Annotated in this window: 3 protein-coding genes; all 3 read right to left on the bottom strand. The window is 70.9% G+C overall.

Features of this window, described 5'->3' with window-relative positions; translation table 11 throughout:
- Positions 1–1,572 (bottom strand): ATP-binding protein (locus tag AOK24_RS39670; RefSeq protein ID WP_240554341.1); only part of this gene is annotated, 1,572 nt, incomplete at its 3' end.
- Positions 1,569–2,183: an urea amidolyase associated protein UAAP2 gene (locus tag AOK24_RS39675; protein ID WP_055724772.1), complete on the bottom strand. Its 615-nt coding sequence runs from the start codon at positions 2,181–2,183 to the stop codon at positions 1,569–1,571. The genes AOK24_RS39670 and AOK24_RS39675, both read right to left, overlap by 4 nt.
- Positions 2,180–3,004: an urea amidolyase associated protein UAAP1 gene (locus tag AOK24_RS39680; RefSeq protein ID WP_055724773.1), complete on the bottom strand. Its 825-nt coding sequence runs from the start codon at positions 3,002–3,004 to the stop codon at positions 2,180–2,182. Before AOK24_RS39680 ends, AOK24_RS39675 begins: the two co-directional genes overlap by 4 nt.
- Between the last annotated feature and the right edge of the window lie 135 nt (positions 3,005–3,139).

A 3,139-nucleotide genomic window follows, 5' to 3' on the forward strand; every position in this document is an offset into this window, starting at 1 on the left:
CGGTGCACCCGTCACGCAGACGCGCGCCGCGTGCGTGAACCTCAACTCCGGGCCCTGGAGCGTGCATTCGAGGCCGGCCGTGCCCTCCGGGTTGCCCAGCGCGCGGTTGCCGGCCCGGAACGAGCGGTCGTCCATCGGGCCCGACGGGGGGACGCCCACCTGCCAGTGCCCGGTGCGGCCGGGCCAGTCCTGGACCGTCGTGAGCGTCCCGGCGGACACGACCTCGATGCGCGGCGTCGGGTCGGTGACCGTCGCCAGGGTCGCCGTGGAGTGGGTCGCCGACCTGAACTCGGCCTGCTCCAGCGCCGCTCGCAGCAGGCCGAGGTTCGTCTCGATGCCGTCCACCCTGGTGCCGGCCAGCGCCTTCGACAGGCGGCGCAGCGCGTCGGCGCGGTCGGTGCCGTGCGCGATGACTTTGGCGAGCATCGGGTCGTACGACGTCGTCACCTCCGTGCCGGTCTCCACCCAGCCGTCGACGCGTACCCCGTCCGGGTGGGTGACCCGGGTCAACAGGCCCGCGCTGGGGCGGTGTTCGCGGGTGGGGTCCTCGGCGTAGACGCGGGCTTCGACGGCGTGGCCGCGCGGCTGGGGCGGGGTGCGGACGATGCTCCTGTCGCCCTGGGCCAGGCGCAGCATCCAGGCGACCAGGTCGACGCCGTAGATCTCCTCCGTGACCGGGTGTTCGACCTGGAGGCGGGTGTTGACCTCCAGGAAGTACGCCTCCTCGCGGGCCGCGTCGTACACGAACTCGACGGTGCCCGCGGAGCGGTAGGCGACCGAGGCGCACAAGTCGTGGGCGTTCGTGGTGAGTTGGTGTCTGATGTGGTCCGGGAGGCCGGGGGCCGGGGCCTCTTCGACCACCTTCTGGTTGCGGCGCTGGAGGGAGCAGTCGCGGTCGCCGAAGGTGACGACCCTGCCGGTGCCGTCGCCGAAGACCTGGACCTCGACGTGGCGGGCGTGTTCCACCAGGCGTTCCAGGAAGACGCCCGCCGAGGAGAAGGAGGCGGCGGCCACGCGGTGCACCGACTCCCAGGCCGCGGTGAGGTCTTGGGGGGTGTGGCAGGCCGACATGCCGATGCCGCCGCCTCCGCCGGTCGCCTTCAGCATCACCGGGTAGCCGATCGACTCGGCCTGTTCCAGGGCCACTTCGAGGGAGGCGAGCAGGGCCGTGCCGGGGGCCAGGGGGACGCCCGCCGCCTGGGCCGCCGCTCTCGCCGTGTGTTTCGCGCCGAAGAGGTCCAGGTGGGCGGGGGTGGGGCCGACGAAGACGAGGCCGGCTTCCTCGCAGCGGCGGGCGAAGTCGGCGTTCTCCGAGAGGAATCCGTAGCCGGGGTGGATCGCTCCCGCGCCGGTGTCCCGCGCCGCCTTCAGGACGAGGTCGGGGTTCAGGTACGAGTCCTTCGCCGGGGCCGGGCCCAGGCGGATCGCCTCGTCGGCGAGGCGTACGTGGGGGGAGGCGCGGTCCGGGTCGGAGTACACGGCGACTGTGCGCAGGCCGAGTTGGTGGGCCGTGCGGATGATGCGGGCCGCTATCTCGCCCCGGTTGGCTATGAGGAGGGTGTCGAAGGTCATGCCCGTTCCGCCTCCGTGCCGGGTGCCTCGTCGATCGTCATCTCCACCGCCGTCGGGGCGAAGCCGTTGCACGGGTTGTTGATCTGGGGGCAGTTGGAGACCAGGACCAGGACGTCGCGCTCCGCCCGCAGGGTCACGGCGAGGCCGGGGGAGGAGATGCCGTCGACGATGCCGAGTGTGCCGTCCTCGTCCACCGGGACGTTCATGTACCAGTTGATGTTCGACACCAAGTCCCGTTTGCCGAGGCCGTACTTGGCGCCCTCCGCGAGGAAGTTGTCCACGCAGGCGTGCTGGGACCAGGTGTGGTGGCCGTAGCGGAGGGTGTTCGACTCCTTCGAGCAGGCGCCGCCCACGGGGTCGTGGCGGCCGACGTCGTCCCTCGTCACCGTCATCAGCGGGGTGTGCTCGTTCGACAGCAGGACGCTTCCCGTCGTCAGGAAGAGGGTGCCCTGGGCGTGGATCGTGTCCGGGGCGCTGTAGCGGATCGTCGTGTCGTGGGCGTCGTACACCAGGAAGTCGACCGCCTGGTTGCCGTGCAGGTCCGTGATCGTGAGGGACTCGCCCTTGCGGATCGTTGCCGACCAGGCTGCCCTGGGGGGTATCACCGTCATGCCTGGCCCCTTGCCGTGAGGAATTCCGCGGTGTTCAGGTACGCCCTGCGGGCCTCCGGGGTGGATGTCCACAGGGGGTCCGCTTCCGTCGTGGGGGATGCTCGCCAGGCCAGTACCTCCAGGGGGGTACACGTGTAGTCCTCGCGGGGGTCCGACGGGTGGGGGACGTTCGCGATCAGGATCGTTACGTCCTGTTCCGTGCGGAGGGTGATGCCGGTGCCGGGGCCTGCGGAGCCGGTGAAGTCGACGGTGCCGTCCTGCTGGATGCGTACGCCCTGGAAGAACGACAGCGATGGGGGGAGGTCTCTGGGGGCCAGGCCGTTCTTCGCCGCCGCGAGTTTCAGGAGTTCCCTGCCTGCGGGGGTTGGGGACTGGGGGGTGCCGTCGCCGTAACGGGCCTTGTTCCGTACGAGAGTTGACGTGCCGCACAGGGCGTCGTGCCGTCCCGACGTGTCCTGGGTGATTGTCGCCAGGACCCTTCCTTGGTCCGAGAGGAGGAGGGTGCCCTCCGTGATGTACGCGTTCCACTGGACCTTCACCGTGTCCGCCACGTTCAGGCGTTCCCACGGGCGGGTGTCCGCGTACAGGAGGATGTGCGCGCACGCGTCTCCCGCTACGTCCGTGAGGCGCAGCTCCGTTCCCCTCGCCAGCGTGCGGTGCGTGTAGTTGCCCCCCGCCACCGTCTCCGCCCACGTCAAATACCCCGCCTCACACGGCGGTTGCGGCCACTCCCTCGCCGGTATCACCGGCATCGCCGCCGCCTTCGCGCCCTCCTGGGCTCTGGCGTGGGCGCGGGCTCCGTGCGGGGTGGCTGTCGCCATGAGGGCCTCCGGGCGGGCGGTTTCTGTCGCTCGACAGAAATTAGAGGCGGGGGGCTTCAGGGGAATTGCCCCGGGGTTTCTGGAGGGTTGCGGGGGCCTCACGGGTACACCGACTTCTCCTCGCCCCCGCCGCCC

Source organism: Streptomyces niveiscabiei (genome assembly GCF_001419795.1).
Classification (GTDB): domain Bacteria; phylum Actinomycetota; class Actinomycetes; order Streptomycetales; family Streptomycetaceae; genus Streptomyces; species Streptomyces niveiscabiei.